The sequence below is a fragment of the Streptomyces sp. NPDC097619 genome (genome assembly GCF_040302735.1).
Classification (GTDB): Bacteria; Actinomycetota; Actinomycetes; order Streptomycetales; family Streptomycetaceae; genus Streptomyces.
In genome coordinates this window covers 1-25,866 of the sequence record NZ_JBEOSD010000089.1, presented here as the reverse complement: position 1 = coordinate 25,866, position 25,866 = coordinate 1, and the positions used below count along the sequence as shown (strand labels likewise).

Here is a 25,866-nt window from a genome sequence, read left to right as displayed (position 1 = left end):
AGAGCCTTGGAAGGGACCGATCCGGTGAACAAGAAGCTTGCGGCCGCGGTATCCGGCGGTGCGGCACTGGTACTCCTGCTGTCCGGCTGCGGCGACGACAGCGAGAAGAAGACCGACGACTGGGCCAAGAAGGTCTGCGACCAGGTGCAGCCGCAGGTCAAGCGGATCGAGGACGCCAACGTCGCGATCCAGAAGGAGACCACCGACCAGAGCAAGGCCGAGGTGGTCCAGCAGACCGACTCGAAGGCCTTCCAGACCATGTCCGAGGCCTACAAGGCGATGGGCGCGGCCGTGACCGGCGCCGGCGAGCCGCCCGTGACCGACGGCAAGAAGATCCAGGCCGACGCCGTCGCGGAGCTGAACTCCATTTCCACGGCCTACGCGGGCCTGAAGACCAAGGTGGACGCGCTGGACGCCAAGGACCAGGCCAAGTTCGCGGACGGGCTCAAGGAGATCGCCACCGAGCTGGACAAGCTCAGCAAGAGCGGCAACGAGGCCCTGACGAAGCTTCAGTCCGGCGACCTGGGCAAGGCCATGAAGAACCAGAAGAGCTGCCAGCGCACGGAGACCCCGGCGCCCGCGTCGAGCTGACCGCGCGGCCGGTCGGGGGCGGGAACCCGCCCCCGACCGGGCCCCGGCCTTCCTGGCCGCCCATGAAGCCGGAAGCCTTCATTCCCCCGGTCATATGAAACGACCGGGGCTGTGGACGGCGCAGGACGCCGTCCCGGGCGAGCCGACACAATGGGCGATGTGAGTACGAACAGCCTTCCCACGCCCGCCCTCGCCGCCTCCCTCCGCGCGGCCATGCTGTCCGCCGGTTTCACGGCGGACGGCCTGCTCGACCTGCTCGGCGCCCCCGCCTACGCCGCGCTGGCCCGGAGCGAGACCGTGCCCGCCCTGCGCGCTACCCGCGGCGACGGCCCCCTGCCCACCCTCATCCGGTTGTTCCTGCTCCAACGCCCGGTCCCCTCCGTGCACGCCGCGGCCGCGCTCCCGGTGGAGGAGGCCCTCGCCGACGGCTGGCTGCGCCGCGAGGGGGACGAGGTCCACGCCCGGGTGGACGTACGCCCCTACGGCGGCCCGTCCGGGGAGGACTGGTTCATCGTCTCCGACCTCGGATGCGCCGTCGGCGGCGCCGGGGGCATCGGCAGCCGTGAGGAGGGCGTGGTCCTCGGGGTCGGCGGAGCCTCCACCACCCTGGCCGGGATCACCGTGCGGACCCCCGTGGGCTCCGCCCTCGACCTCGGCACCGGATCCGGGATCCAGGCCCTGCACGCCTCCCGGCACGCCACCCGGGTGACCGCCACCGACGTCAACCCCCGGGCCCTGGAATTCACCCGTCTGACCCTGGCGCTCTCCGGGGCCCCCGAGGCGGAGCTCCTCACGGGCTCCCTCTTCGAGCCGGTGGGCACCGCCGCCTACGACCTGATCGTCTCCAACCCGCCCTTCGTGATCTCGCCGGGCGCCCGCCTGACCTACCGGGACGGCGGAATGGGCGGGGACGACCTCTGCCGCACCCTGGTGCAGCAGGCCGGCGACCACCTGAACGAGGGCGGGTACGCGCAGTTCCTGGCCAACTGGCAGCACGTCGAGGGCGAGGACTGGCGGGACCGGCTGCGCTCCTGGGTGCCGCGCGGCTGCGACGCCTGGATCGTCCAGCGCGAGGTTCAGGACGTCACCCAGTACGCCGAGCTGTGGCTGCGGGACGCGGGCGATCACCGCACCGACCCGGGGGAGTACGACCGGCTCTACGAGGACTGGCTGGACGAGTTCGAGGCGCGCGGCACCAAGGCGGTCGGATTCGGCTGGATCACGCTCCGCAAGACCTCCGCCGCGGAGCCCTCCATCGTGGTGGAGGAGTGGCCGCACCCGGTGGAACAGCCGCTCGGGGACGCGGTCCGGGCCCACTTCGAGCGCCAGGACTACCTGCGCGACCACGACGACGCCGCCTTGCTCACGGCCCGGTTCCGGATGGCCGTCGAGGTGGTGCAGGAACAGGTGGGCCTGCCGGGGGCGGAGGACCCCGAGCACGTGGTGCTGCGGCAGAACCGCGGAATGCGCCGCGCCACCAAGGTCGACACCGTCGGCGCCGGGTTCGCGGGGGTGTGTGACGGCTCACTGCCCGCGGGCCGGATCCTCGACGCGATCGCCCAGCTGGTCGACGAGGACCCGGTGGTCCTGCGGGACCGCACCCCGGTCGCCATCCGGGCCCTGGTGGAGGAGGGATTCCTGGAGCCGGTGGACGGGGCGGCGGACGGGCCGGCCGCCGGCTGATCGGCCGGACCGACCGGCCCGGCCGACCGGTCCGGCCCGTCCTCGGCCCCCTTCCCGGCACCTTCCCCGGGCGAGTTCACCGGAGGTTCGCCCGGATGCCGTCCGGCCGTACCGGGCGGGTGCCACGCTCCCGGCAGGGAGAGAAGGGGGCACGGGATGGAGAGCGGACCCGCGGTGTTCGCCGGTACGACGTTCCTGCTGTTCGGGGCGGGGCTGCTGGCCTGGACGGCCGTACGCGCGCTGCGCGGCGCGCCGGTCGCCGACGGGGTGAGCCCCCGGGTGGCGGTGCCCTCGGCGCTGCTGGCCGGGGCGGTCTGCCTCGCCCTCGGGGTGTGGTGCCTCACCCGGATCTGATCCGCCCGGCCGGTTGCCGACGGCCCCGAGCGGGCTTCCGTACCGGGCCCCGGAAGGCTCCGGGCCCGGGCGCCGCGGGCCTCCGGACGGCCTCCCACCAGGGCCGTCCGGGGCCGCGGACGTGAAGGCGGAGTGGAGGGACCGGGAATGGACGGTGGATGAGCGGGGAACGACTGCTCCGGGGGTGACGGCTGCATCCGGGCGGCAGGAATGGCACTAGTCGGGTTACCGTTCGAGTGGCCGTTGCGGGCTTGTGCCGTTTGACACGGGGGCGGGTTGTACCGTCACACTCCGCAGCGTCGCCGTACTGCGACCGAGTGCCGACCGGAGAGAAGAGCCAAGTTGTCCCCGACTAGCGAGACCGCAAAGGGCGGCCGCCGACTCGTCATCGTCGAGTCTCCTGCCAAGGCGAAGACGATCAAGGGCTACCTCGGGCCGGGGTACGTCGTCGAGGCGAGCGTCGGGCACATCCGCGACCTCCCGAACGGCGCCGCGGAAGTGCCGGAGAAGTACACGGGCGAGGTCCGCCGCCTCGGCGTGGACGTCGAGCACGACTTCCAGCCCATCTACGTCGTCAACGCGGACAAGAAGGCCCAGGTCAGGAAGCTCAAGGAGCTGCTGGCCGAGTCCGACGAACTCTTCCTCGCCACCGATGAGGACCGCGAGGGCGAGGCCATCGCCTGGCACCTCCAGGAAGTGCTGAAGCCGAAGGTCCCCGTCCACCGGATGGTCTTCCACGAGATCACCAAGGACGCGATCCGCGAGGCCGTGGCCAACCCGCGCGAGCTGAACCAGCGCATGGTCGACGCCCAGGAGACCCGCCGCATCCTCGACCGCCTCTACGGCTACGAGGTCTCGCCGGTCCTGTGGAAGAAGGTCATGCCGCGCCTGTCGGCGGGCCGCGTGCAGTCCGTGGCCACCCGTCTCGTCGTCGAGCGGGAGCGCGAGCGCATCGCCTTCCGCTCCGCCGAGTACTGGGACCTCACCGGCACCTTCGGCACCGGCCGGGCCGGGGACGCCTCCGATCCCTCCACGCTGGTCGCCCGCCTGCACTCCGTGGACGGCCGCCGCGTCGCCCAGGGCCGTGACTTCGGCGCGAACGGGCAGCTCAAGAGCGAGGTCCTGCACCTCGACGAGGCGAACGCCCGGGCCCTGGCGGCCGCGCTCGCCGACAGCGCCTTCGCCGTCCGCTCGGTGGAGTCCAAGCCGTACCGCCGCTCCCCGTACGCGCCGTTCCGCACCACCACCCTCCAGCAGGAGGCCAGCCGCAAGCTCGGCCTCGGTGCCAAGGCGTGCATGCAGGTGGCGCAGAAGCTGTACGAGAACGGCTTCATCACCTACATGCGTACCGACTCGACGATCCTGTCGGACACGGCGGTCACCGCCGCGCGGACGCAGGTCACCCAGCTGTACGGGGCCGACTACCTGCCGGAGAAGCCCCGCGTCTACGCGGGCAAGGTCAAGAACGCGCAGGAGGCCCACGAGGCCATCCGCCCCTCGGGTGATCGTTTCCGCACCCCCGCGGAGACCGGCCTCACCGGGGACCAGTTCCGCCTGTACGAGCTGATCTGGAAGCGGACCGTCGCCTCCCAGATGAAGGACGCCACCGGCAACAGCGTGACCGTCCGCATCGGCGGCACCGCGAGCGACGGCCGGGACGCCGAGTTCACCGCCTCCGGCAAGACGATCACCTTCCACGGCTTCATGAAGGCCTACGTCGAGGGCGCCGACGACCCGAACGCCGAGCTCGACGACCGCGAGCGCCGGCTGCCCCAGGTCGCGGAGGGCGACGCCCTGCGCGCCGAGGAGATCACCGCCGACGGCCACTCCACCAAGCCCCCGGCCCGCTACACCGAGGCCACCCTGGTCAAGGAGCTCGAAGAGCGCGAGATCGGCCGCCCCTCCACCTACGCGTCGATCATCGGCACGATCCTGGACCGCGGCTACGTCTTCAAGAAGGGCACGGCCCTGGTGCCGTCCTTCCTCAGCTTCGCCGTGGTGAACCTCCTGGAGAAGCACTTCGGCCGGCTCGTCGACTACGACTTCACCGCCAAGATGGAGGACGACCTCGACCGCATCGCCCGCGGTGAGGCCCAGTCCGTCCCGTGGCTGAAGCGCTTCTACTTCGGCGGCGAGGAGCCCGGCGCGGGCGACGCCTCCGCCGCCGGCAACGGCGACGGGGACCACCTCGGCGGCCTGAAGGAACTGGTCACCGACCTCGGAGCGATCGACGCCCGCGAGATCTCCTCCTTCCCCGTCGGCGACGGCGTCGTCCTGCGGGTGGGCCGCTACGGTCCCTACGTGGAGCGCGGCGAGAAGGACGCGGAGGGCCACCAGCGCGCCGACGTGCCCGACGACCTCGCGCCCGACGAACTGACGGTGGAGTACGCGGAGGAGCTGTTCGCGAAGCCGAGCGGCGAGTTCGCCCTGGGCAAGGACCCGGTCAGCGGCAACGAGATCGTCGCGAAGGACGGCCGCTACGGCCCCTACGTGACCGAGATCCTGCCCGAGGGCACCCCCAAGACCGGCAAGAACGCCGTCAAGCCGCGCACCGCCTCCCTCTTCAAGTCCATGTCCCTGGACACGGTCACCCTCGACGAGGCCCTCAAGCTGATGTCCCTGCCGCGCACGGTCGGGGCGGACGCCGAGGGCGTGGAGATCACCGCGCAGAACGGCCGCTACGGCCCGTACCTGAAGAAGGGCACGGACTCGCGCTCCCTGGAGACCGAGGACCAGCTCTTCACGATCACCCTGGACGAGGCGCTGGCGATCTACGCCCAGCCGAAGGTCCGCGGGCGGGCCGCGGCCAAGCCGCCGCTCAAGGAGCTGGGCACCGACCCGGTCAGCGAGCGCCCGGTGGTCGTCAAGGACGGTCGCTTCGGCCCGTACGTGACGGACGGCGAGACCAACGCCACCCTGCGGCGGGACGACGACGTCGAGACCATCACGCCGGAGCGCGGCTACGAGCTGCTCGCCGAGAAGCGTGCCAAGGGTCCGGCGAAGAAGACCGCCAAGAAGGCCCCGGCGAAGAAGGCCGCGGCCAAGAAGACCACCACGGCCACGGCCGCCAAGAAGACGGCGGCCAAGAAGACGGCCGCGAAGAAGACGACCGCGGCCGCGAAGAAGACCGCGGCGAAGAAGGCCCCGGCCAAGACGGCTGCGGCGAAGACCGCCGTGGCGGCCACCTCGACCGAGGACTGACCGGGACGGACCGGGACCGGCCGAGGGCTGACCGGGGACTCACCGGGCACTGGCCGAAGGTCGGTCGAAGGCCGACCGAGGTCCGGCCGTGGAGTGGCGGGAAGCAGGGGCCGGCGGCCGGCGGAAGGTCAGCCGGCGCGGGACCAGGGGCGGGCCGCCCCGCACCCGGAGGGCGAACAGCTCCCGGGCGCGGGGCGGCCCGCCGCACTCCGCCCTGCCTCGCACCCCGCCTTCCGCCTTCCGCCTCCGTCCGCCCAGGTCCGCCCGCCTTCCGTCCACGTCCGCCTCCGCGCCCTCCTGCCCCGTGTTCCGACTCCGAACCCCGGTCGGGACCGGCTCCGTCCGGGCGTGCCGGAGGGCTCCCGCGCCGGCGGGACGGGGCCCGTGGCCTTGCGGATAGGCTGGGCGGATGACGCGAACCGAGCAGCCCACGGTCGTGAACACCGCCTACGACGAAGCCCTCGCCGCGGACTCCCGCGAGCGGGCGGTCCGCTCGCTGCTGCGCTATCCGGCGCTGCGGCGGCTGTGGAGCGCCCGACTCGTCAGCGGCACCGCGGACGCCCTGGCCGTGCTGGTGCTGGTCCTGCTGGCCTTCCAGGCGGCGGTGTCCGAGGACTCCTTCGGCGGCGGGTACCGGGGGGCGGCCTTCGCGGTCGCCGCGGTGCTCGGCGTCCGCGTGCTCGCCACGCTGCTGTGCGGGGCCGTGCTCCTCGGCCCGCTCGCGAACCTCATCGGACCCGGCGGCCGACTGGACCGCCGCTGGACCATGATCGGCGCGGACGGGCTGCGGATGGCCCTCTTCGTCATCGCGCCGCTGTGGCTGATCTGGGTGCCCGACCAGGCCCTGACCATGGTCCTCGTCACCGGCTTCGTCTCCGGGGTCGCCGAACGGCTGTGGACCCTCGCCGAGGAGAGCGCCGCCCCCGCCCTGCTGCCCGGGCCCCGCCCGGAGGGCACGGCCGTGCGCCCCCTCCCGGACCATTTGGGCGCCCTCCGCAGGCTGACCCTGCGCACCGCGTTCCTGTCGCTGCCGCTGGCCGCGGCCGTCCTGGTGGTCGCCGGACTCTTCGGCAAGCTGCTGGCCGTATGGCTGGACTGGTTCGCGGAGAACCAGGCCGCCCTCGGCTCGTACGTGGCGGCGGGCCTGTTCGCGGCCTCCGCCTCGCTGCTCTTCCCGCTGATGTTCCCCGACACCGCCACCCCGCGCCCGCGGTCCCCGCTGGAGGGGCTGCGCCGCCCGGTCCACGAGGACAAGCCGGAGAAGGGCCGCACGGGGGCCGTACCGCTGCTCGTCCTGGCCTGCGCCGCGGTGGCCGCCGCCGTCGCGGCGGCCGTGGCCCTGGCCGCCCTGCACGCCGACGACCTCGGGGCCGGGCCGGTGGCCTTCGCCCTGCTCGTCCTCGCCCTCACCGGCGGCACCGCCCTCGGGATCCGGATCGGGCAGTCCGGCCGCGTCCTGCCCGGCTTCTCGCGCCGCCGTCTGCTGGCCCTGGCGATCGCGACCACCGGTTTCGCCCTGCTCGCGATGGGGCTCGTCGCGGACACCGCCACCGCCCTCTTCCTCGCCCTCCTCGCCGGCACCGGCGCCGGACTGGCCGCGAACACCGGGCACACCCTGCTCGACCAGGAGACGGAGGAGCTGCGGCGGCCCCGGATCACCGAGCACCTGCACGCCGTCGTCCGCCTCGCCGTCGCCCTCGGCGCCCTCGGAGCGCCGCTGCTCGCCGCCGCGATCGGACCGCACCGGCTCTCCGGCGGCGACACCGTCCTCGCGCACGGCGGGGCCGCGTTCACCCTCATGCTCGCGGGGGCCCTGCTGCTGCCCGTGGCCGTGATCGTCCTCGCCCGCACCGACGACCGGCAGGGCGTACCGCTGCGCCGGGACCTGCGCGACGCGCTGCGCGGCGGCGAGCCGGCCCAGGCCCCCGCCGCCACCGGCTTCTTCATCGCCTTCGAGGGCGGCGACGGCGCCGGGAAGTCCACGCAGGTCAACGCCATGGCCGAGTGGATCCGCAGCAAGGGCCACGAGGTCGTCGTGACCCGCGAACCGGGCGCCACTCCCGTCGGCAAGCGACTGCGCTCGATCCTGCTCGACGTGTCCTCCGCGGGCCTGTCCAACCGCGCCGAGGCCCTGCTGTACGCGGCGGACCGCGCGGAGCACGTGGACAGCGTCGTACGTCCTGCCCTGGAGCGGGGCGCGGTGGTCATCTCGGACCGCTACATCGACTCCTCGGTCGCCTACCAGGGCGCGGGCCGGGACCTCTCCCCGACCGAGATCGCGCGGATCTCGCGGTGGGCCACGGACGGGCTCGTCCCGCACCTGACGGTGCTGCTGGACGTGTCGCCGGAGGCGGCCCGGGAGCGGTTCACCGAGGCCCCCGACCGGCTGGAGTCCGAGCCCGCGGAGTTCCACCAGCGGGTCCGCTCGGGCTTCCTGACGCTGGCCGCCGCCGATCCGGGGCGCTACCTGGTGGTCGACGCCGGTCAGGAGGCGGAAGCGGTGTCCACGGTGGTCCGCCACCGGCTGGACCGCATGCTCCCGCTCTCCGAGGCCGAGCGCCTCGCCGCCGAGGAGGCCCGCCGCAAGGCCGAGGAAGAGGCCCGCAAGGCCGAGGAGGAGGCGCGGCGCAAGGCCGAGGAGGAGCGGGCCCGGCTCGCCGCCGAGGAGAAGGCCCGCGCCGAGGAGGAGGCCCGGCAGCGGGCCGAGGCCGAGCGGCAGCGCCAGGAGGCGGAGCGTCTCGCGGCCGAACAGGCCCGGCGGGAGGCCGAGGAGGCCGCCCGGCTGCGCGCCGAGGAGGAGGCCCGCAAGGCGCGCGAGGCCGAGCAGGCCCGACTGGCCGCCGAGGAGGCCCGCCGCAAGGCCGAGGAGGAGGCGCGGCTGCGCGCCGAGGCGGAGCGCGTCCGGCGCGAGGCCGAGGAGCGGGCCCGCGCCGCGGAGACGGAGCGGCTGGCCCGGGAGGCCGCGGAGGAGGCCCGACTGCGGGCCGAGGCCGAGGAGCGCCGCCTCGAAAAGCAGCGCAAGGCCGAGGAGGCCCTGCTGAAGGCCGAGCAGGCGCGGCGCCTGGCGGAGGCCGCCGCGGCGGCTTCGGCGGCGGCCGCGGCGACGGCGGCGGCCAAGGCGGCGGCGGAAGCGGCCGCGGCGACGGCGGCGGGTGCGCCGGGGCGGACCTCACTGAGCAAGGACTCCGGGCCGGCGCGGGACTCCGATCCCCGCCGGGCGGAGGAGCGGGACCGTACGGCTGGCGCCGGCGCCGGCGCCGGCGCCGGTGCTGGTGCTGGTGCTGGTGCCGGTGCTGGTGGCGGGTCGCGTGGCCGTGCCGGGGCCGGGTCGGCGGACGGGGTGCCGGCCGACGAGGCCGTCACCGTGGAGACCCCGGTGGTCAGCCCCGACGAGATCACGCAGACCGTTCCGGTGCCCGTGGTGGACCCGGCGGCCGAGACCTCGGTGCTGCCTCCGGTCCGGGAGGTCGACGAAACGGCTGTCCTGCCGCCGGTGCGGGAGGTCGACGAGACCGCCGTCCTGCCGCCGGTCCGCCCGGACGCCCCGGCCGACCGGGTGCCACAGGGCTTCTTCCGGGACGGGCCCGCCGCCCCCGCCGCCCCCGAAGGGGCCAACGAGCGGACGCGCGAGCTCCCGCAGGTCGAGGTCGACGAGTCCGGTCGCCCGCGACGGCGCTCGGACTGGGCCGAGGAGACCCCGCTCGACGACCTGCCCACGCTGGCCGACGAACTGCTGGGGCGACACTCCGACGGGGACCCCGCGGAGCGCGCCGCCGGACGGGGCCGGGACGGCGGGCCGGAGGCCGGCGCGGGTGGCGACGATGCGGGCGACGGCGGCGACGGAGGGTCCGGCCGGGGACGCTGGCGCCGCCGCTGACAGGAACACGGACGCGGGAGTCGCGGGGCACGGCGCCCCACGGCTCCCGCGCGTCGTTCGTCCGGTGGGTCGTCGGACGGTGGGCCGCCGTCCGATGGGTCGCCGGATGCTGGGTCCCGGGATCCGGTCCTGGTGACGGATGACGGGTGACGGGTGGTCGGGTGCCGGGGGCGGTTCGCACCGCGGGCCCGACTGTCGGCGGGGCGCGACACAATGGGGAGGGCCGCGTCGGCCGGGCAGCGACCGGCGGGGACCCGAGGAAAGGTGCGGCAGATGCCGGTGTGGGACGACCTGGTGGGCCAGGAGCGGGTACAGGGGCAGCTCGCCGCGGCCGCCCGGGACGCCGACGCGCTCGTCACGGCCATCGAGGAGGGCAGGCCGGCGCCCGCCGCCTCCAAGATGACGCACGCCTGGCTCTTCACCGGCCCGCCCGGCTCCGGGCCCGCCACCGCCGCCCGCGCCTTCGCGGCCGCCCTCCAGTGCACCAGCCCCGACCGCGCCCTCGGCGGCGAGCCCGGCTGTGGCTTCTGCGACGGCTGCCACACCACCATGGTCCGCACGCACGCGGACGTCTCCACCGTCGCCGCGGTCGGCAGCCAGATCCTCGTGGACGACATGCGGGACACCGTCCGCAAGTCCTACACCTCCCCGGCCACGGGCCGCTGGCAGGTGATCCTCGTCGAGGACGCGGAGCGGCTCAACGAGAAGTCGGCCAACGCCGTCCTCAAGGCCGTGGAGGAGCCCGCGCCCCGCACGGTCTGGCTGCTCTGCGCCCCCTCCGTGGAGGACGTGCTCCCCACCATCCGCTCCCGCTGCCGCCACCTCAACCTGAGCACCCCCACCGTCTCCGCGGTCGCCGACATGCTCGTGCGGCGGGACGGCGTCGAGCCCGCGGCCGCCCTGGCAGCCGCCCGCGCCACCCAGGGCCACGTGGAGCGCGCCCGCCGACTCGCCACCGACGAGGGCGCCCGGACGCGCCGCGCCACGGTCCTGAAGGTCCCGCTCCGGGTGGACGACGTCGGGGCCTGCCTGAAGGCCGCCCAGGAGTTGGTGGACGCCGCCGCCGAGGACGCCAAGCAGATGGCCGAGGAGATCGACGGCAAGGAGACCGAGGAGCTCCGGGCCGCCCTCGGCGCCGCCGCCGGTACGGGCGGACGGATGCCGCGCGGCACCGCCGGGGTCATGAAGGAGCTGGAGGAGAAGCAGAAGCGGCGCCGGACCCGCACCCAGCGCGACAGCCTCGACCTCGCCCTCACCGACCTCACCGGCTTCTACCGCGACGTCCTCGCCCTCCAGCTCGGCTCCGGCATCGCCATCGCCAACGAGGACAAACGGGCCGACCTGGACCGCATCGCCCGCGCCTCCGGCCCGGAGCCGACCCTGCGCCGCATCGAGGCGATCATCCGGTGCCGTGACGCGCTGGACCGCAACGTCGCCCCGCTGCTGGCGGTGGAGGCGATGACGATGGCCCTGCGAGCCGGCTGACGGACCGGCTGGGTCGGCTGACGGATGAGGCGACGGGCGGGCTGACGGGGTCGGGTGACGGGACGGCTGACGAGCCGGGTTCGGCGGCGTCGGAACGGGAGCGACGCGTCGGAGGGGCCGCTGTCAGGGTGCCGCCCGACCGGTTCACTCGTACGGGCAAGGGCGCGGCTCCGGCCGGGCATGGCGCGGCCACCTGCGGTTAGTCTCCCGGAATGGACACCAGGCGCCTGCTGCGCACCACCGGATCCCTGCTCGCCGCAGCGGGCCTCCTCGCCTCCGTGACCGCCTGCACCGCCGCCGACACCGGCCTGCGGACCGCCGCCTCCACCGGCGCGATGACCGCCGGGGACCCCTCCGGGGCCGCGGCCCGTTCCACCGCCGTGCCCGCCGCCCTGCGCCCGTACTACGACCAGAAGGTCGCCTGGCGGGCCTGCGGCGTGCCCGGCTTCGAGTGCGCCACGGTCAAGGCCCCCCTCGACTACGCCGCGGCGGAAGCGGGCAACGCCCAGGACATTCGGCTGGCCGTGGCCCGCAAGAAGGCCACGGGCCCCGGGAAGCGCCTCGGCTCGCTGCTGGTCAACCCCGGCGGACCGGGCGGTTCCGCGATCGGGTACCTCCAGGCGTACGCGGGCATCGGCTACCCGGCCCCGGTCCGCGCCCGCTACGACATCGTGGCCGTGGACCCGCGCGGCGTGGCCCGCAGCGAGCCCGTCGAGTGCCTGACCGGGCCCCAGATGGACGCGTACACACAGGTGGACCAAACCCCCGACGACGCGGCCGAGCGAAGGGCGCTGGTCACGGCCTACGAGGAGTTCGCGGCGGGCTGCGAGCGGCGCTCCGGGCGGGTGCTGCCGCACGTCTCCACCGTCGAGGCGGCCAAGGACATGGACCTGGTCCGCGCCCTCGTCGGCGACGAGAAGCTGAACTACGTCGGTGCCTCCTACGGCACCTTCCTCGGCGCCACCTACGCCGAGCTCTTCCCGCACCGGGCCGGACGGCTCGTCCTCGACGGGGCCATGGACCCATCCCGGACGGCCATCGAGCTGAACCGGGACCAGACCGCCGGCTTCGAGACGGCCTTCCGCTCCTTCGCCAAGGACTGCGCCGCCCAGACGGACTGCCCGCTCGGGACCGGCGGTCCCGACGAGGCCACCCGCAACCTGAAGGCGTTCTTCAAGGAGCTCGACGCCCGGCCGGTCCCCACCGGCGAGAGCCGCAAGCTCGGCGAGTCCCTGGCCACCACGGGCGTCATCGCGGCCATGTACGACGAGAGCGCCTGGCCGCAGCTGCGCGAGGCGATCACTCAGGCGCAGCAGGGCGACGGCAAGGGCCTCCTGGCCCTCGCCGACAGTTACTACGAGCGCGAGCCGAACGGCAGCTACGCCAACCTGATGTTCGCCAACGCCGCCGTCAACTGCCTCGACCTCCCGGCGGCGTTCAGCGGCCCCGAGGCCGTCGAGGCCGCCGTGCCCTCCTTCGAGAAGGCGTCCCCGGTCTTCGGCGCCGGCTTCGCCTGGGCCTCCCTGAACTGCACGTACTGGCCGGAGAAGGCCACCGGCAGCCCCCACCGAATCCGCGCCGAGGGCGCCCCGCCGCTCCTGGTCGTCGGCACCACCCGCGACCCGGCGACCCCCTACGCCTGGGCCGAGTCCCTCGCCGACCAGCTCGACTCCGGCGTCCTCCTCACCTACGACGGCGACGGCCACACCGCGTACGGCCGCGGCAGCGACTGCATCGACACCGCGATCAACACCTACCTCCTGGAGGGCGAGGCCCCCCGCAACGGCAAGCGCTGCTGACCCCGCCCGAGCCGGGGAAGGCGGCCCCCATCGGCGCCTTCCCCGGCCCCCGTGCGAGGACACAGCCGCGGACGGGAGCCGGAACCACCCGGAAACACAAAGAACCCCAGGTCACATGACATGACCCGGGGTCTCTCTGAGCCGCCTTCGGGATTCGAACCCGAGACCTACGCATTACGAGTGCGTTGCTCTGGCCAACTGAGCTAAGGCGGCAAGCTGCGGAGATCACCTTCGCGGGGAAGGTTCGCATCAGCAGCGGCGCCAAGTCTACAGGGTCAATCCGGGTGCCCTGACCAGGGGCTCAGGGGCGGGTCTGGATGACGGCGTGGGTGCCCTTCGTGCGCCAGGGGGTGGGGGAGGAGTCGAGGGCGGCGAGGGTGGTGGGGGCGAGGCCCGTGATCACGTCGGATTTGAGGGTGCGGAGGGCGGCCACCGGGCCGGGGAAGTGGGCGGTGAGGGTGGTGAAGGGGGTGGTGGGGTCCCAGTGGTGGTCGCCCACCAGGCGGCGGTAGTTGAGGTCGCCCTTGACGAGGGTGAGGCGGGCCTCGGCCAGTTCGGCGCGGAGGTCCCGCGGCATGTGGTGGTAGGGGAGCGGGGCGCAGGCGAAGGGGTGGGCGCGGAGGGTGAGGCGTCCGGAGGTCGCGGCCCGCCAGAGGCGGGTGCCGGTGCGGCCGGCTTCGCCCGGGGCCGAGGTGAGGCGGTGGAGGGCGTCGGAGACGTCGGCGGTCGTGGCGTCCGAGACGAAGTACGGGTGGGGCTTCACGTGGAGGACGGCACGGTCGGCGTGGCCGTGTTCCAGGAGGTGGTCGATCAGGAGCAGGTCGGGGATCAGCTCCCGGCCGGCGTTGTCGGCGAGGACGGCCACGGTGCCGCCGCCTCCGGCGGGCAGCAGGCTCCACAGGAGGGCGCTGTCGTCGGCGACCAGGGCGGGGGCGGGGGTCTCCGGGGTGCCGGCGGGCGCGGCGGTGGGAGTGGGCGTGGCGGTGGGGGCGGGTGTGAGGGCGAAGCCGAGGTCGGCGCGGTTGCCCCAGAGCGAGGCGTGGAGGAGGGCGCCGGCGCGCTCGGTGGGCGTGGCGTCGGCGAGGGCGTCCAGGGCGCGGAGTTCCTCGGTGACGGTGGCGCCGGTCAGCTCCGCCCGCTTGAGGGGGCCGAAGGGGTCGATGCCCTGCCAGGGGCCGGGGACGGCGTGGCCGACCGCGTCGAGGAGGCGGCGGTAGAAGTAGCTCTCCGCCCAGAGGAAGGGGACCTCGAACCAGGAGCGCCCGATGTGCTCGCGGCCCCAGGCGGTCCAGGCGCCGTGGCCGGGGGTGGCGGGGTCCGGGGGCCCGATCACGCCGTCGGTGATCTCCTCCAGCAGGGCGTCCAGGGCGCGGTGCTCGCGGGGGCCGTACGGGTGGGCCTCGCGGACCTGTCGGATGAGGGCGGGGTGGCGGTCGGCCAGGACCGCGTGGGGGAAGGAACCGGGGGTGCTGCTGACCACCGGGGGCGGGGTGGGGACGGCGGTGGCTGTGGTGGTGGGGGCGGACGGGGCTGCTGTGGGTGGGGTGAGGTGCGGGGTTCCCGGGTGCGGCATGAGGGGGCGCTCCTTCGGTGGTGTCCTGGGCCGTGATCTTCAGCGCCGAGGAGGGCGCGGAGCTTCCCGATGGACCCGCCCGACCTCGCGCAGCCGTCGGAGGCGGAGGTGGCGGGTGAGGGCGCCGACGGCCGTGGACGCGATCAGGGCACCCCCGTCGATCACGTGCGGGAGGCCGGGGAGGACGGCGAAGGCGAGCAGGGCCGCGAGGGCGCCGCAGGGGAATGCCGTGGTGCCCGCTCGCCGCAGCGAGGGGTTGTCGGGAGCCTTCCGTTCGGGTGTCGCTGCGCTCGGCGGGGTGGGGCGGGGAGTGGGGGTGGGAGGAGGGGGCTCGGGGGTGAGGGAGGGATTCCGTCTCATGGATCGGGAACGTGGGGACGGGGTTTGAGGGGACGGGGTGGGGCCGTTTTCGCTACCAAGGGTGAGCGGGGGTGGGGTGGGAGTGAGCGGCGTGGGTGGAATGGGGCGGGTGGGGTGGTGGGTGGCTGTGCAGGTGATTGGCGTGATTCGGTCGGTCGGCGGGAGTGCGGGAGTGGGGTGGGGGCGCGGGGAGGGCGTGGCGTTTCCGTTACTCGCGGTAGCGGGTGGGTGGCCGGCGGGCGTTCGAGGTGTGGCAGGACCTGACGAAGATCGCTGGTAGAACGGGGATCCAGGGGGTCCGGGGGGTAGTTTTCTGGGGCCGTCAGGGGTTGTCTGGCGGAGGTTTCCGAGGAAGTGCTTCTGGGCGTACGGTAATTGGGGCTACATCGCATAACTGACGGGGGTTCAGGTGATGGAGTACGAAGGTGGCTTGTTCGGGCTGGTCTCGGGAGCCGAGGACGAGGGCGAGTGGCCGGGCCCGGCGCAGTCGGCGGGGACCGGGTGGTCCGAGCGGGTGCGGTCCTGTGGAGCCGATCCGCTGATGGCGTTCCCCGGCGAAGCCGGCGACGAGCGGTGGGAGATGGTCCGGTTCCACGGTCCCTCCTGCTAGGTCCGCCTTCGTCGCCTTCGCCACCTCCGGGACTTCGCCCCCGCTTTGTGGGGTGCTGCCTTGGATGCCGAGTGCCGAGTGCCGAGTGCCGCGTGCCGGTTCCGTCGGGCTCCGCACCGGTGCCCCTGTGACCCGTGATCCGCGCCCGGCGGTCCCCGCCGGCCGATGCCCCGTCCGGCTGATCGGGGCGGGCTCGTCGACGTCCGAGGGCGTCCGAGGACGTCCGAAAGGCGGGACGGGAAGGGCGGTCGGGGTGGGTGGGACGTAGGGTCCGGGGAGCGGAACGGCGGCCGGGGCGCTCCCGGTGGAGGAGAGGTGCGGGCATGGGTGCCGAGGTGAACGTGCGGACGGCCGAGGAGGCCGATCTGGGGGCCGTGGCCGGGCTCTTCCGGGGGTACCTGGAGTTCTACGAGGTGGCCGTGGCGGACCCCGAGGCCCCGCGGCGGTACCTGGAGGAGCGGATCCGGGCCGGCGACTCCTTCGTGCTCCTCGCCGAGGACGGCGACGGGCGGGCGATCGGCTTCGCGCAGGTCTATCCGACCTGGTCCTCCCTCGCGCTGGCGCCGTCCTGGCTGCTCAACGACCTGTACGTGGCTCCGGAGGGGCGGCGGACCGGGGCGGGGAGGGCGCTGCTGCGGGAGGTCCTGGACCGGGGCCGGGCGGCCGGGGTGAGTGCCGTGACCCTGGAGACCGGGTACGAGAACCGGGTGGCGCAGGCGCTGTACGAGGCGGAGGGGTTCGAGCGGGATCCCTTCCACGTGTACTTCCACGAGCTGGGGAAGTAGCGCCGCGGCGGTTCGGGCCGGGCCCTGCGGGGGCTCCGCCCTCCGCCCCCGCGCCCCGAAGGCCCGCCGGGCATGACGTGGGTGCCGTCCCCGTTGGGATCCGGACGGGGAGGGGTGGATTCCGGACGGGTTCCGCTTGGGAGGCCCGGACCTGACGGAATGTTCCGGTTGCGGTTGTTCCGGGGCCCGTGAACGCGGCAACGTGGGGTACGTCCAGGAGTCGAGGACACCCGAGCGCCCACCGGACCGCCGTTCCGGCCGGGGGGCGATCGTCGCGCCGCACCTCCTGCCCCCCTGTACAGGAGGTGTGGACGGCGCCCGTGCTCAGCGCGGGGCGCGCCCGGGGAATCCGTCCCCGGTGAGGGCGAGCAGCGGGGCCGCCTTCACCGCGGTCTCCTCGAACTCCTCCGCGGGGTCGGAGAGCGCCACGACGGCGCCGCCGACTCCGTACCGGACCCGTCCGGGGGTGACCACCGCGGTGCGGATGGCCACGCTCAGGTCGGCGCCGCCGGACAGGGAGAAGTAGCCGATGGCGCCGGAGTACACCCCGCGCGGGCCCTGCTCCAGGCTGTCGATGAGCTGCATGGTGCGGATCTTGGGGGCGCCGGTCATGGAGCCCGCCGGGAAGGCCGCGCGGACGCAGTCCACGGCGGTCCGGTCGGGCCGTAGCCGGGCGCGTACGGTGCTCACGAGCTGGTGCACGGTCGCGTAGGACTCGACGCGGAAGATCCGCCCGGCGTCCACGGAGCCGATCTCCGCGTGCCGGCCGAGGTCGTTGCGGACCAGGTCCACGATCATGAGGTTCTCGGCGCGGTCCTTCTCGTCCGCGAGCAGGCCCGCGGCCAGGGCCGCGTCCTCCTCGGGAGTGGCGCCGCGGGGGCGGGTGCCCTTGATCGGCTTGGACTCGGCGGTGCCGTCCGGGTCGATCCGCAGGAACCTTTCGGGAGAGGTGCTGAGCACCGCGAGGCCGTCGAAGTCCAGCAGGGCGCCGTACGGGGCCGGGCTCAGGCGGCGCAGGGTGCGGTAGCCCTCCCAGGGGTCCAACTCCCCGCCGGTCGCCGCCATGTTGGTGAGGCAGACCTCATAGGTCTCCCCGGCCGCGATCTGCTCGTGGCAGGTGTCGATCAGCCCCAGGTAGGCCGCGCGGTCGTGGCGCAGGGCGAGGCCGGGCAGTGGGGCCGGTCGCGGTGCGGGGGCGGGCGGGAGCCCGGTCAGGGCGGCGAGTCGGGCGGCGGTGCGGTCCAGCCACGCGCGGGCGGCGGCCTCCCCGGTGCGGGCCGGGTCGGCGGTGTCCTCCTCGGCGAGGGCGAGCAGGGTGGTGGTGCCCGCGTGGTGGTCGAAGACCAGGGCGCGGTCGGTGAAGACCAGGGTGGCGTCGGGGTCCTCGGCGGGGTGGGCGGCCGTCCCGCCGCACTCCGCCTTCAGCTCGTAGCCCAGGTAGCCCACCCAGCCCAGGGCGAACGGGGCGGTGGTGGGCGGGAGTTCGGTGTGGAGGCCGGCCAGGTCGCGGTCCAGCCAGTCGAAGAGCCCGGAGTGGACCGTCGAGGTCCCGCCGGCCGAGCGCACGGTGACGGTGCCGTCGGCGACGCGGGCCCTGGCCACCCGGGCCAGCGGTCCGGAGGCGTCGCCCATGACGGAGTAGCGGGCGGCCTCGGCGTCGGGGCCGGAGCCGTCCAGCCAGAAGGGATGGTCACCGCGACCCGGACCGACGGCCGAACCGGCGGCGCGACCGGATGCGGTGATCGCGGTGATCTCGGTGATCTCCGTGGTGCCGTCCCGGTGCGCGTCCCGCGCCGTCGCCCCGTACAGGTGGGCGTAGACGGTCTCCTCGTCCCAGGCCGTGGGGAGCTGCTCGGCGAGCACCCGCAGCTTGCGGACGGGCTCGGCGGGGCGGGGTCGGGCGGGGCGGGTGCCCGGGGCGACGGCCGACGGCCGGTGGGTCACGGGGGCGGGTCGGGCGGGGCGGGCCGCGTGCCAGGCGGTGGTGAGGCGGGTGAAGTTGCGCAGCAGGTCGTGGCCGTGCCGGGTGAGTATGGACTCGGGGTGGAACTGGAGCCCCCACAGCGGGCGTTCGCGGTGCTCGAAGCCCATCAGCACCCCGTCCTCGGTCCAGGCGGAGGGGGTCAGCTCCTCGGGGAGGTCGGTCACGGCGAGGGAGTGGTAGCGGACCACCTCGAAGGGCGAGGGCAGGCCCGCGAACAGTCCGGTGCCGTGGTGGTGCACGGGGGAGAGGCGGCCGTGCCGCGGCTCGGGGGCCCGCTCCACCGTCGCCCCGTACAGCAGTGCCGCCCCCTGGTGGCCCAGGCAGACGCCCAGGGTGGGCAGGGAGCCGTCGGCGAGGATCTCGCGGCAGATCCCGAAGTCCGCCGGCACGGCCGGGTGGCCCGGTCCCGGGGAGAGCACGACGTTGTCGAACTCCCGCAGGTCGGCCACGTCCCAGCCGGAGTCGTCGTTGCGCAGGACCACCGGCTCGTGGCCGCTCACCTCGGCGAGGTAGTGGAACAGGTTGTAGGTGAAGGAGTCGTAGTTGTCGACGAGCAGGGTGCGCACAGCGATTCGGACTTTCGGGCGGGAGCGGTGTGAGGGCGGTGGTCAGGTCGCCGTACAGACCGGGAGGGCCGGGCCGCGGCCGGGTGGGGGCGCCGGTCAGCTCCCCGCCGGGCCCACACCACCACGGTACGCGGCTCCGCCCGGCCCGTCACCGTCCCCATCGGCGCCCGGCCGGTCACCCTGCGCACCGGCCGCGGGCCCGGCGGCGGCCTCGGATGCCGCGGTCCCGTCGCCCGCGCCCCCGCCGGAGACCCGGCCCGCGCCCGCGCCGGACTCCGCGGCGCGGACCTCGAAGAGCAGGTGCTCGACGGTGTCCTCGCCGTCCGTGTCGCGGAGGCTGTCCAGGAGGTGGAGCGCGCGCCCGTGCCGGGCGGCGAGGGAGTGCAGCAGGTCCAGGTCGCCGCGGTCGCTGAAGTGCAGGAGCTGCCGGCCGCCGGGGGTGAGGCGCCGGGGGCCCTGGGCGAGGTAGCGCTCGTGGGCGCGGTAGCCGGGGTCGACGTAGGCCCGGTCGTGGGCGTGCTCGTACTCGTGGTCCTCGGGGGCGAGGACGAAGTTGGAGTGCCAGTAGACGGTGTCGAAGCGCTCCTCGGGGGCGAGGGCGTCGAAGAGGTCGCCGTGGACGCTGCTCAGCCGGTCGGAGACGCGGTGGCGGCGGGCGTTCAGGACGGTGTTGGCCACGGCCTGCGGGTTGATGTCGGCGGCGGTGACCCGGTCGCAGCCCGCGAGGGCGGCGGAGACGGCGATGGTGCCGGTGCCGCAGCCGATCTCCAGGAAGGAGCCGGTGCGGGGGGTGAGCTCCTCGGTGAGTCCGAGCAGGGTCATGGCCACGGAGGTGGAGCGGGAGAAGGGGGGTGCGAAGACGTCGTCGAGGAGGTCCCAGGTGCGGCCGAAGAGGGTGAAGGTCGGTGGCCGGTCCTCGCGGGTGCGCGCGGTGCGGCTGCGTTCCAGCGACCGCACGTAGCTTGTGATCTGTGTCATGTCCCACCCCTGTGTCGCCGGCGGACTTCCATCCTCCGGTTGCCCCCCGGCCATCGTGACCGGGTTTCCGCGGCGGCGGGAAGGTGTGCGGGTGACACTCTCGCCGCCGGTGACGGTGCCCGCGCCACACTGTTCGCGTTCACCCCAGCCACCTAAGGTCCCAGGGTGCGGTATCTTACGATCCAGGGCCAATTTGACCCAAATTTTGCCGTATTCTGAGGTGCTTTGCGTGATATGGCATGAGGCGTTCGCGACCGAGGACGCCGGTGCGCTGTCCGTGCTCGCGCTGCTCGCCCAGGAGGCCCCGCGCGAGCGCTTCGACGATCTCGTGCGAGCGGCCCGGAACGCCACCGGAAACACCCCGGAAGGGCTCGCCGCCCTCGACGAGGCCGTGCAGCTCGGCCTCACCGTGCACGCCTCTGCCGACCAGCGCCGCCGCCGCGAATCCGGCATGGCCGCCCTGGTGGACACCGCCCGCGACCTGACCTCGCCCTACGACCTCGACGGCCTGCTCAGCATGATCACCGTCCGGGCCCGCCGGCTGCTCGGCTTCGACATGGCCTACATCAGCCTGCGCAAGCCCGAGGGCGGCTCGTACGTCCACTCCTCGGACGGCGAGACCACCATGTTCAACGTCGGCCTCCAGATCGACACCGGACACGGCCTCGGCGAGACCGCCCAGGACAAGCGGGCCCCCTTCTGGTCCGCCGACTACCTCAACGACACGAGCTTCCCGCACTCCGAGCGGATCGACGAGGTGGTCCGCGCCGAGGGCCTGCGCGCCATCCTCGCCGTGCCGCTCTGCCAGGGCAGCAGCACCGTCGGCGCCCTCTACGGGGCCGACCGCAAGCTCCGGCACTTCACCCCCGACGAGGTGAGCCTCATGCGCTCCCTCGCCGACCTGGCCGCCGTCGCCCTGGCCAAGGCCCGGCTGATGGACCGCACCAAGACCGAACTGGCCGAGCTCTCCCGCCGCAGCGCCCGCGAACGGGCCTCACTCGCCCGGCTGCGCACCCTCGCCGAGGCCCGGGACCGGCTGGCCGCGATGGTCGTGGACGGCACCGACCTCGGCGAGATCGCCGCCCTCACCGGCGAGGTCCTCGACGGCGACGTGTCCGTGCACGATCCGGTCGGACGGGCCCTGATCGGCCGGGCCCACTCCGGCGCCGCGCACCCCGCCGGCCCCACGGCCCCCGGGGAGCCGGTCGGGCTCGCCGGGATCCCCACCGAGACCCTGGTCAAGGCGTCCCTCGCGGCGCTCGCCGGGCGCGCCCCGGTGGCCGTCACCGAAGAGCTCTGGGCCAGCCCCGTCATCGCGGGCAGCGAGGAACTGGGCGTCCTGCTGCTGCGGGCCCGCACCCCCCTGGCCGCCGAGGAGAGCGAGTTCCTGGGCTACGCGGGCCGCACCGCCGCGCTCGTGCTCAGGCTCCAGCGCAGCGAGGCCGTGGCCGCGGGCCCGGTCCGCGACGAGCTCTTCGACGACCTCCTCGCCGGCACCACCCGCTCCCCGCGCCGCCTCGCCGAGCTCGCCCGCCGCCTCGGCATCGAGGCCACGGCCCCGCACTCCGTGGTCGTGGTCCGCCCCGAGGGCGGCGAACAGGGCCAGGCCGTGGCCTGGGCCTCGCTGTACGCCTATCGCCGGTCGGGGCTGAAGACCGTACGGGGCGGCTGCATCGTGCTGCTGCTGCCGGACCCGGACCCCTCGGCCGCCGCCGCGGCCGTCCACCGAGAGCTGTCGGCGCTCCTGGGGCAGCCCGTCTCGGTGGGATCGGCCGGTCCGGCGCGGGCCCTGACCGAGATCCGCGGGGTCCACGAGGAGGCCCAGCGCTCCCTGGAGGCGCTGATCGCCCTCGGGGCGGAGGGCAGCGCCGCGGCCACCGGCGACCTCGGTTTCCTCGGCATGCTCCTCTCCGACGACCTGGACGTGGACCGCTACATCGAGTCCACCTTCGGCCCCGTGCTCCGCTACGACGAGCAGCGGGACGCCGAGCTGGTCCGCACCCTGGAGGCGTACTTCGCCTCCCAGGCCAGCCCCACCCGGGCCGCGGGCATCCTGCACGTCCACCCCAACACCGTGTCCCGGCGCCTGGAGCGGCTCACCGAACTCCTCGGCCCGGACTGGCAGGAACCCTCCCGGGCGTTGGAGATCCAGCTCGCCCTGCGCCTGCTGCACACCCGCGAGCTGCTGCGGGACCGCAACGGCGGCCCGCGCCGCGGCCCCCGTCAGGCCGACAGCGCGGAGGGGTAGCCCCGCCGGGCCCCGGCCGCCACCGGCATCCCGGCCCGGCCCGTCGGATGCTCCGCGGCCTGGGCGAGGAGCGCGGCCCGGGTGGCCCGGCCCGCCGCCGGCGCCGCACCGCCGGCCCGGCGCTGCACCGGAACCCGCGGGCCGGACTCCGCCCGCTCGCGCTGCCCTTCCAGCTCCGCCAGCGCGGCCAGCGCCTGCGCCGCCGAGGCCAGCGTGATGTGCCGGTGCCAGCCCCGGAACGAGCGGCCCTCGAAATCGCGCAGTCCCGCCGCGTCCCCGCCGTGCTCCAGGGCGTGGGTGGCCCGGTCGGCCAGCCGGGTGGTCCGCAGCAGGGTCTCGGCGCGGACCCGGGCGGTGTTCGTCACCCACAGGGCGGTCGGGGCGTCGTACGGGTCGGCGCCGGGGCCCGTGCGCGGCCCCGCCCACTCGCCGAACAGCAGCGCCCCGCCGCCGGCCGCGCTGGTCGGGGAGCCGCCGGGCAGGCCCACCCGGACGGTGGTGACCAGGGAGGTGCGGGAGGTCCCGGGGTCGGCCGGGTCGGTCCACGCGGCGGGCCGCCGCAGGCTCCGTACGCCGGCCAGCACCTGGCGGGCCGGGAGCGGTCCGCCCCCGTACCCGGGCAGGGAGGGGTCCTCGACGGTGCAGCGGACTTCCCCGGTGATCCGCACCACCGCGGGCACCCCGGCGGCGGTGAACTGCCGGAGCACGGCCCCGGCGCGGTTCACCGGCAGGTCCAGCACGACGGGCCGGCGCGGTCCGGGCACCAGCGGGACGGCTTCCAGGGCCGCCGCCACGGCGCTCTCCTCCAGGGACTCCGCGCCGACCTCGGCGGGGATCTCCGCGCGGCGGCGGCGCCGCGGGTCGGTGGTCCAACTGTCCGGCAGGTACAGCCGCCAGTGCACGGGGACGCTCAGGGAGGGAGCGGTCTGCCAGACGCCGAGGGCGGTCTGGCCGCGGAAGGCGTGGCCGGTGCGCGGGTCCACGGCCCGGTCCACGCCCACCGACTGCTCGCCGGTCTTCACGATCGCCATCGGCTGCACGACCAGGGCGTGCGGGGCCACCGAGCCGGCCACGCGGGCGGCCAGCGCGGCCCGCACCGGGGTCCAGTCCCAGGTGGAGCTGGAGATGAAGTGGTGGAGGCTCTGCTCCATCGCGGCCTCACCGAGGTGGGCGGCGATGTTCCGGATGGACTTGCGGCCGCGGGCCACCCGCAGACCGCGCAGGTACTGCTCGCCCTTCAGGCGCTGGTCCCGGCGGGGGAGCGAGGCGAACAGGGCGTCGTGGAACTCCTGGGTGCCCGACCCGGTGCCGGTTCCGTTCCCGGCTCGGCCGGGACTCCGACCACCGGTCCCGCGGCCGGCCGCCCCGTCGGCCTCCGGTCCGGCGTCGCCGGTGTGCGGTCGCGGTACGACTCCCAGCCCGTCCGTCCTGTTCACGTCTCCCCCTGCGTTTCCCGGCGGCCGGTCCGCCGCCGGGGTACCACCCTTCCGGTTTGCGCACGGGTCGCAGAAGGTGTGCGGAGCACCCTCCTGGGGGCCCCGGAGGGGGCCGGGCCACCGCCCGGCGGTCCCGACGTGCGGGGGGCCGCGGACGAGCCCCGGAGTGACCGCCGGTAACGGGGGTGGTCCGGCCACCACCCTCCTTTCTCGGCCATGGTGGGGCGCTTCCGGAGGAGCCGCTTGCGGAGGGTCGGATTCCGGAGGAGCGGGTTCCGGAGGGGTGGTCGAGGCGGACGGAGAAGGCCGGTGAGCGGAGACGGAAAAACCTCGGCGCGGGGGTGCAACATCCGTCGGGGGCCGGCGCGTCAAAGAGGTGAAGGACAGTTGAGGGGGGCACATGGGTCAGTCGCGCAGGGACGGCTTCCGCGAGTTCGCGGACGCCCGCACGGGTCATCTCTATCGGTCGGCCTGCCTGCTGACCAGCGGTGACACCCACCTCGCCGAGGACCTGGTGCAGGAGACCCTGGGCCGGATGTACCTCACCTGGGGGCGGATCGCGCGGATCGGCAACCCGGCCGCCTACGCGCAGACCGTCCTGGTCCGGGTCTTCCTCACCCACCAGCGCCGCCGCTCCACCGCCGAGCGACCGGTGGACGAACTGCCCGACCGGGGGCCCGCGTCCACCACCGACCCGGCCCTGCGGTTGACCCTGCTCGGCGCGCTGGCCCGGCTGCCGGCCAAGGACCGCGCCGTGGTCGTCCTGCGCTACTGGGAGGACCGCAGCATCGAGGAGACCGCCGCGATCCTCGGTGCCAGTCCGGCCGCCGTCCGGAGCCGGGCCACCCGCGCCCTGAACCGGCTGCGCGGACACCTCGGCGGCAGCTCGCTCCCGGAACTGGTGGCCTGAGCGGGGGCCCTTCTCCCCTCTCCCCTCTCCTTTCTCTTTGCTCCCCCTGTGACTTCCTCCCGTCCCCTCGTGGAAAGGCCCGGCCCCATGCCCTTCGAAGACGAACTCGGCGCAGCGCTCCGGCACACCGGGGAGGGCTTCGAGGCCGATCGCCCGGCCCTCGTGGCCGGTGGTGAACAGCGCGGGCGACGGCTGGTGCGGCGCCGTCGGGTCGCCGTGGTCGCCGGTGGGGCCCTCGCGCTCGCCGGTGCCGTCACGGTCGGCGCCTTCGCCACCGGCCTGGTCGGCGGGGCAGACGAGGTGCGGGTGGCCGCGCCCGCCCCGTTGGAGAAGTCCCGGGACGGCGGACCGACCCGTACCGGAACCGGCAAGGCGGTCTCCGCGGCCCAACTGACCGCCGTCTTCAAGAGCCTGCTGCCCGCCGGCACCCTGGAGGGGGTCGAGGCCCGCGGCACCGCCGACGAGCCCATGCCGATGGTCTCCGGGGTCTTCGACGACGGCAAGGGGAAGGCCGCCATCTCCGTGGGCCTCTGGCGGCTGGACCCGAAGGGCCGCGAAGCCGCCGACCTGACCAGCTGCCCGCCCACCGGTTCCGTCCCCGTGGACGGCTGCACCGCGAAGAAGCTGCCGGGCGGCTCCCGCCTGATGGTGGTCCAGGGCTACGAGTACCCGGACCGGCGCGAGGACACCAAGGCGTGGCGGGCCACGCTCGTGACGCGCGAGGGCTACGTGGTCGATTCCAGCGAGTACAACGCCGCCGCCGAGAAGGGTGCCCCGATCAGCCGGACCGATCCGCCGCTGACGCCGGCGCAGCTGGAGCGGCTCGTCACGTCGACGAAGTGGCGCCCGGCCCTGGCCTCCCTGCCCGCGGCCGACTCCGAACCGAAGCCCGGTGACGCGCCCCCGCCGCTGCGGCGCCCCGCGCTGCCTGTCCTCCTGGACCACCTGCCGCGCGGGCTGGAGTTCGTCCGGAAGGAAGGCGGCGGCGAGGCCGCCGAAGCCGTCGTGGACGACGGCCGCGGCCGGTTCTCCGTCACCCTCCAGATCCAGCCCGGCATGGGCGAGATCATGGGCGACTTCTACACGGGCGAAGGCGCCTCCACCCTGCCCGACGGGACCCGGATGAAGTGGCTCCAGCAGCCCGGGGAGAAGGGCGGCGAGGGAGTGGTGTGGTGGCAGGTCGACGCGCTGCGGCCGGACGGCCTCCGCGTGATCGCCTCCGCCTTCAACACGCCGGCGCAGCACGAGGACGCCACGCGGCCGGAACCGGGGATCACGATGAAGGAGCTGGAGGGGATGGCGTTGGACGCGAGGCTCCTGCACGACTCCGTGCCGCAGGCGGCGGCGAGGGCACCGGCGGCGACCGCCGCCCCGGCGCGCAGCGCGGCCCGGCGGTCCGAGGAGCAGATCACGCGACCAGTGCGGG

General features: G+C 74.7%; 17 protein-coding genes and 1 tRNA gene. 12 read left to right on the top strand and 6 right to left on the bottom strand.

The window, feature by feature from the left end; all coding sequences use genetic code 11:
* Positions 1–24: 24 nt before the first annotated feature.
* The 7 genes from ABTZ17_RS23040 (at position 25) to ABTZ17_RS23010 (ending at position 12,990) form a co-directional block, all read left to right on the top strand.
* Positions 25–591 (top strand): small secreted protein, encoded by a 567-nt coding sequence (locus tag ABTZ17_RS23040; protein WP_352197575.1) that lies wholly within the window; start codon positions 25–27, stop codon positions 589–591.
* Positions 592–750: 159 nt separating this feature from the next.
* On the top strand, positions 751–2,274 hold the full coding sequence (locus tag ABTZ17_RS23035) for a DUF7059 domain-containing protein (protein ID WP_352197574.1): 1,524 nt from the start codon (positions 751–753) through the stop codon (positions 2,272–2,274).
* 156 nt (positions 2,275–2,430) lie between these two features.
* Positions 2,431–2,628 (top strand): hypothetical protein, encoded by a 198-nt coding sequence (locus tag ABTZ17_RS23030; RefSeq protein WP_352197573.1) that lies wholly within the window; start codon positions 2,431–2,433, stop codon positions 2,626–2,628.
* A 342-nt stretch (positions 2,629–2,970) separates the two neighbouring features.
* Positions 2,971–5,829 carry a type I DNA topoisomerase gene (gene topA, locus ABTZ17_RS23025; protein WP_352197572.1) on the top strand — a complete coding sequence of 953 codons (2,859 nt, stop codon included), beginning with the start codon at positions 2,971–2,973 and terminating at the stop codon, positions 5,827–5,829.
* A 409-nt stretch (positions 5,830–6,238) separates the two neighbouring features.
* Complete coding sequence (gene tmk / locus ABTZ17_RS23020) at positions 6,239–9,706, top strand: dTMP kinase (RefSeq protein WP_352197571.1); 3,468 nt, start codon at positions 6,239–6,241, stop codon at positions 9,704–9,706.
* A gap of 273 nt (positions 9,707–9,979) precedes the next feature.
* Positions 9,980–11,191: a DNA polymerase III subunit delta' gene (locus ABTZ17_RS23015; RefSeq protein WP_352197570.1), complete on the top strand. Its 1,212-nt coding sequence runs from the start codon at positions 9,980–9,982 to the stop codon at positions 11,189–11,191.
* A gap of 212 nt (positions 11,192–11,403) precedes the next feature.
* On the top strand, positions 11,404–12,990 hold the full coding sequence (locus ABTZ17_RS23010) for an alpha/beta hydrolase (protein WP_352197569.1): 1,587 nt from the start codon (positions 11,404–11,406) through the stop codon (positions 12,988–12,990).
* Positions 12,991–13,129: 139 nt separating this feature from the next.
* On the opposite strand, the gene ABTZ17_RS23005 is transcribed toward ABTZ17_RS23010, so the two are convergent.
* The 3 genes from ABTZ17_RS23005 to ABTZ17_RS22995 form a co-directional block, all read right to left on the bottom strand.
* Positions 13,130–13,203, bottom strand: a tRNA-Thr gene (locus tag ABTZ17_RS23005).
* 88 nt (positions 13,204–13,291) lie between these two features.
* Positions 13,292–14,563 (bottom strand): damage-control phosphatase ARMT1 family protein, encoded by a 1,272-nt coding sequence (locus ABTZ17_RS23000; RefSeq protein ID WP_352197568.1) that lies wholly within the window; start codon positions 14,561–14,563, stop codon positions 13,292–13,294.
* A gap of 39 nt (positions 14,564–14,602) precedes the next feature.
* Positions 14,603–14,923 carry a hypothetical protein gene (locus ABTZ17_RS22995; RefSeq protein WP_352197567.1) on the bottom strand — a complete coding sequence of 107 codons (321 nt, stop codon included), beginning with the start codon at positions 14,921–14,923 and terminating at the stop codon, positions 14,603–14,605.
* A 412-nt stretch (positions 14,924–15,335) separates the two neighbouring features.
* Between ABTZ17_RS22995 and ABTZ17_RS22990 the strand changes: the two genes are divergently transcribed.
* Both ABTZ17_RS22990 and ABTZ17_RS22985 read left to right on the top strand, forming a co-directional pair.
* A complete protein-coding gene (locus ABTZ17_RS22990; protein WP_352197566.1) occupies positions 15,336–15,533 on the top strand; it encodes a hypothetical protein in 198 nt (65 codons plus the stop codon).
* Between the two features lie 323 nt (positions 15,534–15,856).
* Complete coding sequence (locus tag ABTZ17_RS22985) at positions 15,857–16,318, top strand: GNAT family N-acetyltransferase (RefSeq protein WP_352197565.1); 462 nt, start codon at positions 15,857–15,859, stop codon at positions 16,316–16,318.
* Positions 16,319–16,642: 324 nt separating this feature from the next.
* On the opposite strand, the gene pabB is transcribed toward ABTZ17_RS22985, so the two are convergent.
* Positions 16,643–18,868 carry an aminodeoxychorismate synthase component I gene (pabB, locus tag ABTZ17_RS22980; RefSeq protein WP_352197564.1) on the bottom strand — a complete coding sequence of 742 codons (2,226 nt, stop codon included), beginning with the start codon at positions 18,866–18,868 and terminating at the stop codon, positions 16,643–16,645.
* Positions 18,869–18,964: 96 nt separating this feature from the next.
* Positions 18,965–19,846, bottom strand: coding sequence for a methyltransferase domain-containing protein (locus tag ABTZ17_RS22975; RefSeq protein WP_352197563.1), 882 nt, complete (start codon positions 19,844–19,846; stop codon positions 18,965–18,967).
* A gap of 229 nt (positions 19,847–20,075) precedes the next feature.
* Here ABTZ17_RS22975 and ABTZ17_RS22970 point away from each other — a divergent pair, with 229 nt between their 5' ends.
* Positions 20,076–22,094, top strand: coding sequence for a helix-turn-helix domain-containing protein (locus tag ABTZ17_RS22970; protein WP_352197562.1), 2,019 nt, complete (start codon positions 20,076–20,078; stop codon positions 22,092–22,094).
* Here ABTZ17_RS22970 and ABTZ17_RS22965 read toward each other — a convergent pair.
* Positions 22,070–23,368 (bottom strand): IS701 family transposase, encoded by a 1,299-nt coding sequence (locus tag ABTZ17_RS22965; protein ID WP_502994796.1) that lies wholly within the window; start codon positions 23,366–23,368, stop codon positions 22,070–22,072. The genes ABTZ17_RS22970 and ABTZ17_RS22965 overlap by 25 nt on opposite strands.
* Before the next feature lie 562 nt (positions 23,369–23,930).
* On the opposite strand from ABTZ17_RS22965, the gene ABTZ17_RS22960 reads away from it, so the two are divergent.
* Positions 23,931–24,440: a SigE family RNA polymerase sigma factor gene (locus tag ABTZ17_RS22960; RefSeq protein ID WP_352197560.1), complete on the top strand. Its 510-nt coding sequence runs from the start codon at positions 23,931–23,933 to the stop codon at positions 24,438–24,440.
* 87 nt (positions 24,441–24,527) lie between these two features.
* Positions 24,528–25,866: hypothetical protein (locus tag ABTZ17_RS22955; protein WP_352197559.1), on the top strand; the 1,339-nt coding region annotated here is incomplete at its 3' end.